The organism is Rhodoferax sp., from assembly GCF_039922535.1.
Lineage (GTDB): Bacteria > Pseudomonadota > Gammaproteobacteria > Burkholderiales > Burkholderiaceae_C > Rhodoferax_B.
In genome coordinates, this window is sequence record NZ_JBDTEM010000379.1 from 1 (window position 1) to 6,757 (window position 6,757).

Below are 6,757 nucleotides of genomic sequence, written 5' to 3' on the forward strand. Positions count from 1 at the left end.
ACGATACCCAGGGCCGAATACAGCAGCGAGCCAATCAAAGCCGCGGCAAACCCGGTCACATGAAAGCCCGCCAACAGGCCTGAGGCGAACCAGAACATCAACGCGTTCACCACAAACAAGAACAGCCCCAGCGTGAGGATGGTGACCGGCAGTGTCAACACCACCAGCACCGGCCGCAGCACCGTGTTGAGCAGGCCAATCACCAGCGCGGCGATCAGCGCAGCGGTGAAGTTCTGCACCTGCACCCCGCTGTACAAATGCGCCACCAGAAGCAATGCGGCTGCGCTGAGCAGCCATTTGAAGATGAGTTTCATGCGGGCGAGGATAGCGCGATTAAGCCACCCGCACCCCAACATTACGCTGCCGACACTTTGCGGCGGGCCGCCCAGCTACCGGTCGCCAGCACACCGGCCACGGCCACCGCGTAAAGCGTCCAGTGGGCGGCGGTGCTCCAGGGTGCATCCGGGCCAAATACGCTGGCCAGCACCGGCTCGCCCACGATCATCTTGGCGGCGGTAAAGGCCAGCACGGCAGCGCCGATCTGGATGATGGCCGGGAAGCGCTCCACCAGCTTCAGCACCACCGTGCTACCCAGCACCACGATCGGCACACTCACCAGCAGGCCGATGACGACCAAATCAAACGCGCCGTGCGCGGCACCGGCCACGCCCAGCACGTTGTCCACACCCATCAGCGCGTCGGCCACCAGAATGGTTTTCATCGCGCCCCAGAAGGTGCTGACCACCGGGCCGTCATGCCCGTCCTCACTGCCCTGGTCGGCCAGCAGCTTGTAGGCAATCCACAGCAGGCCCAGGCCACCGACCAGCATCAGGCCGGGGATCTTCAGCAGCCAGACCACGCCGACGGTCATGACCGAGCGCACCGCGATGGCACCCACCGTGCCCCACAGGATGGCTTTCTTTTGCAGATGCGGCGGCAGGTTGCGCGCCGCCAAGGCGATGACGATGGCGTTGTCGCCTGCCAGCACCAGGTCAATCAAAATGATGGCCAGCAGGGCCGACCACCACGGGGCGGATAAAAATTCCATAGAAACACTCCTTTGCAGTTAAAAACCGGCAAAGGCAGGGATCGAAAGGCGGGTGGAAGATGGCCGAGGGGACCAGCAAGCACGCTTCGAAACCCACCTTTGCAGGTGGAAATCGAAGGTCTTGCTCGGCATGGTGAAACATGTTCAACACGGCCCCACTGTCCGGAAGCCCGCGCGGGGCAACGTATTGACGACCAGTGGATGCCCGCTGGGATGGCGGGCGGGAGCTACTCCCCTTCAGGAGGCTGGATTAGAGCACAATCAGCGTCCTTTTGCTTACATCGTGTTCATGGCCGGACTCCACATCACCGACATCGAAGCCGCCATCAACTACTGGCGCATCCAAAAGCCGTCGCCGGACGGCTTCACCCTGTGCGCCGAATTGCGCGCCCTGGCCGAGGTGTACGCCCTGATGGTCTACCACCACGAAGACACGGTGGACGATGTGTCCATGCCCCCTGCGGCCCGCGCGGCCTGGCTGGTGTGGTTTGATACAACCCCCGACACGCCCTGCATCGCCATCTGCTCCACCTTCCAGGGCGATGCGGTCTGCAAAGGCTGCGGGCGAACCTTTGAAGAAGTCCAGCTCTGGCCCGCCATGGGTCCAGCCGACAAACGCGCCACGTGGCGGCGCATCACGCTGGAAGGCAACTCGTGGCGTTTCAACCGTTACGCCGAGCGCGCCGCCGAAGGGCGCATGCCCGCTATTGATTAAGTAGCTGCTTGTGCAGATGGATTCTGCGCCGGAGGCCTAAAAGACCACTATTTCCAGCGGACGCACTCGACCTCGACGCTGCCTTTTTCACTGCCCAGTGTCAGCGCGCCTTCTTGCACCGTGGCTTGCAGCTGCATGCTGCGTTCGGCCAAGGCCGCCAGGGCTTGGGACGCGTCGGTGGGCACGCGCCAGACCTGCAAGTTTTGCGGGCGGCTTAGCTTGCTTTCCATGCCGCGCCACCAGATTTCGGCCGAGTGGCTAAAGCAGTACAGCAACACCTGGTCGGCTTTGCCGCAGGCTTTGATGAGCGGTTTGTCCTCGGGCTGGCCGACTTCCACCCACAGGCGGGTGCGGCCGGTGTAGTCGCGCAGGCTCAGGTCCGGGTCGTCGGGGTTGGAGAGGCCCGCGCCAAACGCCAGCACGCCGTCGCCGCCCAGCACGCTTTGCAGCTGGTGCGCCTGCAGCGCCAGGGCGACCAACCGGATCATCATGCGTTCGTCGGTTTCGCTGGGGTGGCGCGCCAGGGTCAGGGCGTGGTCGGCGTAGTAGCCGTGGTCAATGTCTGCAATTTGCAGGTTGGCCTTAAAGATCGTGGATTTGAGGGCCATATATTGTTCTCCCCCAGTCTGCGCGCACTGCGTGTCGCTTCGCCAACCCCCTACCGGGGGCAACACTGGCAGCCCGGCGGAGCCGGTTCTGCGGTGTTCTGGAAGGGGCGTTGTTGCAGTGCGCGGGTGCTGGGAGTGCCTTTCTTTTTATGCCCGTCTAGCCAAGTCTGCGGCGATGCCGGTGTAGCTGCCGGGGGTCATCGCCAGCAGGCGCTGCTTCTCGGCATCGGGAATCGCCAGCGAATTGATCAGGCCGTGCAGGGCTTCAGCGGTGACAGTCTTGCCGCGGGTGACTTCCTTCAGCTGCTCGTAGGCACCCGACACGCCAAAGCGGCGCATCACGGTCTGGATCGGCTCGGCCAGCACTTCCCACGAGCTGTCGAGGTCGGCCGCCAGGGCTTCTTCGTTCAGTTCCAGCTTGTTCAAGCCGGTCAGCAGCGACTGGTAGGCCAGCGCAGCGTAGCCCACGGCCACGCCCATGTTGCGCAGCACGGTGGAGTCGGTCAGGTCCCGCTGCATGCGGCTGATGGGCAGCTTTTCGCTCAGGTGGCGCAGCACGGCGTTGGCCAGGCCGAGGTTGCCTTCGGCGTTTTCAAAGTCGATCGGGTTGACCTTATGCGGCATGGTGCTGGAGCCGATTTCGCCGTCTTTCAGGCGCTGCTTGAAGTAGCCCAGGCTCACGTAGCCCCACACGTCGCGCGACCAGTCGATCAGGATGGTGTTGGTGCGGGCGATGGCGTCAAACAGTTCGGCCATGTAGTCGTGCGGCTCGATCTGGATGCTGTAGGGCTGGAAGGTCAGGCCCAGGCCCCAGGGATTGATGCCAGTGTCGGGGCCGTGCTCGGGGGTTTCAATGACCTTGCGGCTGAAGGCCTCCCAGTCGAAGTCGGGCCAGGCGGACAGGTGGGCGTTGTAGTTGCCCACGGCCCCGTTCATCTTGGCCATCAATGGGATGTTGGCGATCTTTTCGCGGGCGGCGGCCACGCGCACCAGCACGTTGGCCACTTCCTTGCCCACGGTGGTGGGGCTGGCGGTTTGGCCGTGGGTGCGGCTGAGCATGGGCACGTCGGCAAACGCGTGGGCCATTTCGCGCAGCTTGGTAATCAATGCGTCCAGTCCCGGCAGGATGACCTGGTTGCGTGCGCCCTTGAGTTGCAGCGCGTGGCTGGTGTTGTTAATGTCTTCGCTGGTGCAGGCAAAGTGAACGAATTCGCTGGCGTGCTCCAGCTCGGGCCGGGCTTCGAATTTGGACTTGATCCAGTATTCGACGGCTTTCACATCGTGGTTGGTGACTTTTTCGATGTCTTTGATGGCGCGGCCATCCGCTTCGCTGAACTTGGTGACCAGATTGAGCAAATAGGTGCGTGCGCCGGGGGTGAGCGGCTTGAATTCGGCAAAACCGGCATCGCTCAGGGCGATGAACCAGGCCACTTCGACCTGGACGCGGCGTTGCATATAGCCCAGTTCGCTCATCAAAGGGCGCAGGGAGGCGAGTTTGGCGGCGTAGCGGCCATCCAGTGGCGACAGGGCCGAGATCGTGGAGAGATTCATAGTCTGAATTGTAGGATGCGCGCCACCCTTGGCAAAGCAGGGCTTGCTGGCAGGGGTGAATCGCTAGAATGGCTTCATCCCAGATCCTTGCCCCATAACCACCGTGCCCATGAAACTTATCGGATCGCTGACCAGCCCCTACGTACGTAAGGTACGCGTCGTGATGGCCGAAAAAAAGCTCGACTACCAGTTTGTGCTGGATGACGTGTGGGCGCGCGACACCGTTATCGCCGAATCCAACCCGCTGGGCAAAGTGCCCTGCCTGGTGATGGAAGCGGGCGAAGCGATCTTCGATTCGCGAGTGATCGTGGAGTATTTAGACACCTTGTCGCCCGTTGGCAAGCTCATCCCGTCGCAAAGCCGCGAGCGGGTCGAGGTCAAAACCTGGGAAGCCCTGGCCGACGGCATGTCCGACGCGGGCATCCTGGCGCGCATGGAATCGGTGTGGACCGAGCGCTTTGTCGAGCAGCGCAGCCAGGCCTGGATCGACCGCCAGATGGGCAAGGTCGATGACAGCCTGAAAGCCATGGCCCGCGGCCTGGCCGAAAAGCCCTACTGCAGCGGCATCCATCTCAGCCTGTCGGATATTTCGGTAGGCTGCGCGCTGGGCTGGCTGGAATTCCGCTTCCCCGAGTTGGACTGGCGCGCCCGCCACCCGAATCTGGCCAAGCTGCAAGACAAACTCATGCAGCGCCAGAGTTTTATCGATACAAAGCCGGTGTGAGCACGGTTTTGATCGCCACACCGCAGTTCCACCACTTCGCCGACCCGCTGCCCCTGCAAGGCGGCGGCTCCATCCGCGCCTACGACCTGGCCTATGAGACCTACGGCACGCTGAATGCCGACCAATCCAACGCCGTGCTGGTGTGCCACGCGCTGAATGCGTCGCACCACGTGGCGGGCAGCTACGAAGGCCAGGCCAAGTCGGCGGGCTGGTGGGACAACATGGTCGGCCCCGGCAAGCCGCTGGACACGAACCGCTTTTTCGTCATCGGCGTGAACAACCTGGGCTCCTGCTTTGGCTCCACCGGGCCGATGCACATCCACCCCGACACCGGCCAGGTCTACGGGGCCGACTTTCCGGTGGTCACGGTAGAAGACTGGGTCAACGCCCAGGCCCGCCTGCTCGACCACCTGGGTATCCAGACCCTGGCCGCCGTAATGGGCGGCAGCTTGGGTGGCATGCAGGCACTGGGCTGGACGCTACAGTTTCCAGAGCGGGTGCGGCATGCGGTGGTGATTGCCAGCGCGCCCAACCTCACGGCTGAGAACATTGCCTTCAACGAAGTCGCCCGCCGCGCCATCGTCACCGACCCCGATTTCCACGGCGGCCACTTTTACCAGCACGGCGTGGTACCCCAGCGCGGCCTGCGCATCGCCCGCATGATTGGCCACATCACGTATTTGAGCGATGACGTGATGAACACCAAGTTTGGCAGGCAGTTGGTGGCGGACAGCTACCGCTACACCACGCAGGATGCGGAGTTCCAGATCGAAAGCTATCTGCGCTACCAGGGCGACAAGTTCAGCGAATACTTCGATGCCAACACCTACCTGCTGATCACCCGCGCGCTGGACTACTTCGACCCGGCGCGGCACTTTGGCGGCAGCCTGAGCGCCGCGTTTGCCCAGGTCAAAGCCAAGTTTCTGCTGGTCAGCTTTACCACCGACTGGCGCTTCTCGCCCCAGCGCAGCCGCGAAATGGTCAAAGCTTTGCTGGACCACCACCACACCGTCAGCTACGCCGAAATCGACGCGCCCCACGGCCACGATGCATTTTTACTGGACGATGCCCGCTACCTGGCCACCGTTCGTGCCTACTTTGACCGCATCGCGGGCGAGGTGGTGGCATGAGCGCACAGTCCACCATGGAATCCATCGCCCGCCTGGTGCCCGTAGGCTCCCGCGTGCTCGACCTGGGCTGTGGCGACGGCGCACTGCTGGCCCATTTGCAGGCCACGCGCGGCTGCACCGGCTACGGCGTGGAAATCGACGATGCCAAGCTGCTGAAATGCGTGCAGCGCGGCGTGAACGTGGTGCAGCTCAACCTGGACGAGGGCCTGGCCCTGTTCGACGACGCATCTTTCGACGTGGTGCTGCAAATCGACACCCTGCAGCACCTGCGCAACGCCGAAGTCATGCTGCGCGAGACCGCCCGCGTAGGCCGCATGGGCGTGCTGGCCTTTCCCAACTTTGCCCACTGGCCCAACCGCTTGAGCATCTTGCGCGGCCGCATGCCGGTGACCAAACGCCTGCCCTACCAGTGGTACGACACGCCGAATATCCGCGTGGGCACCTTCAAGGACTTTGAGGTGCTGGCGGGCAAGAACAACTTGCACATCCTGGATGCCTTTGGCCTGCAAGAAGGGCGCGAAGTGCGCTTTTTGCCAAATGCCATGGCGGGCACGGCGGTGTTCAAGTTTCAGCGCGGGTAAGATTTTTGCAAATCAGGGCATTATTTACGGCATAAAAATGGCAGTTAACGCAGACTCTACCTGCGCAGGCAGCTATTTATTTTGATGCGAAAAATCGTAGCATAACGCGGTATATCGCCCGGTCTACGGAGCCACCGCCGCCAGTTGCTGCAAGCGCTGCGCCAGTGCCGACAGGGCAGTGCGCAAGGCCGCGGGCTGGCGGATTTCAAAAGTAAACGGCAGGCGCGCCAGTTCGCGGGCAAACCAGTCCACATCGTCGGCCTGGCTGTGCAGCAGGGTGCCACCATCGGTGGGGTGCAGCAGCCCGATGCTGTCAAACAGCGCCCGGCGCGCCGTCTCCATATCGGTGTGCAGCAGCACCTCGATCTGGATCTCTCTGGGAATGCTGGCAACGCCCAGC

Annotated in this window: 9 protein-coding genes; 4 read left to right on the top strand and 5 right to left on the bottom strand. The window is 62.8% G+C overall.

Going from position 1 to position 6,757, the window contains the following annotated elements; translation table 11 throughout:
- Together ABI213_RS18065 and ABI213_RS18070 are read right to left on the bottom strand one after the other, a co-directional pair.
- Positions 1-314 (bottom strand): phage holin family protein (locus ABI213_RS18065; protein WP_348028094.1); only part of this gene is annotated, 314 nt, incomplete at its 3' end.
- Between the two features lie 41 nt (positions 315-355).
- Positions 356-1,048 carry a TerC family protein gene (locus ABI213_RS18070; protein WP_348028096.1) on the bottom strand — a complete coding sequence of 231 codons (693 nt, stop codon included), beginning with the start codon at positions 1,046-1,048 and terminating at the stop codon, positions 356-358.
- Between the two features lie 289 nt (positions 1,049-1,337).
- Between ABI213_RS18070 and ABI213_RS18075 the strand changes: the two genes are divergently transcribed.
- A complete protein-coding gene (locus tag ABI213_RS18075; protein ID WP_348028098.1) occupies positions 1,338-1,763 on the top strand; it encodes a DUF3717 domain-containing protein in 426 nt (141 codons plus the stop codon).
- Positions 1,764-1,810: 47 nt separating this feature from the next.
- Here the strand turns inward: ABI213_RS18075 and ABI213_RS18080 are convergent, their stop codons facing one another.
- Positions 1,811-2,371, bottom strand: a complete 561-nt coding sequence (locus tag ABI213_RS18080) for a YaeQ family protein (protein ID WP_348028100.1) — start codon at positions 2,369-2,371, stop codon at positions 1,811-1,813.
- A 147-nt stretch (positions 2,372-2,518) separates the two neighbouring features.
- Positions 2,519-3,922 carry an adenylosuccinate lyase gene (gene purB, locus ABI213_RS18085; RefSeq protein WP_348006959.1) on the bottom strand — a complete coding sequence of 468 codons (1,404 nt, stop codon included), beginning with the start codon at positions 3,920-3,922 and terminating at the stop codon, positions 2,519-2,521.
- 109 nt (positions 3,923-4,031) lie between these two features.
- On the opposite strand from purB, the gene ABI213_RS18090 reads away from it, so the two are divergent.
- Genes ABI213_RS18090 through metW form a run of 3 tightly spaced genes read left to right on the top strand, consistent with a single transcriptional unit; the run spans position 4,032 to position 6,357 of the window.
- Positions 4,032-4,646: a glutathione S-transferase N-terminal domain-containing protein gene (locus ABI213_RS18090; protein ID WP_348006958.1), complete on the top strand. Its 615-nt coding sequence runs from the start codon at positions 4,032-4,034 to the stop codon at positions 4,644-4,646.
- Positions 4,643-5,776 carry a homoserine O-acetyltransferase gene (locus ABI213_RS18095; protein ID WP_348006957.1) on the top strand — a complete coding sequence of 378 codons (1,134 nt, stop codon included), beginning with the start codon at positions 4,643-4,645 and terminating at the stop codon, positions 5,774-5,776. The genes ABI213_RS18090 and ABI213_RS18095 overlap by 4 nt, the downstream gene beginning before the upstream one ends.
- Complete coding sequence (gene metW, locus ABI213_RS18100; protein ID WP_348006956.1) at positions 5,773-6,357, top strand: methionine biosynthesis protein MetW; 585 nt, start codon at positions 5,773-5,775, stop codon at positions 6,355-6,357. The genes ABI213_RS18095 and metW overlap by 4 nt, the downstream gene beginning before the upstream one ends.
- Positions 6,358-6,480: 123 nt before the next feature.
- On the opposite strand, the gene ABI213_RS18105 is transcribed toward metW, so the two are convergent.
- A partial coding sequence (locus tag ABI213_RS18105) for a WYL domain-containing protein (RefSeq protein WP_348028102.1) occupies positions 6,481-6,757 on the bottom strand: 277 nt, incomplete at its 5' end.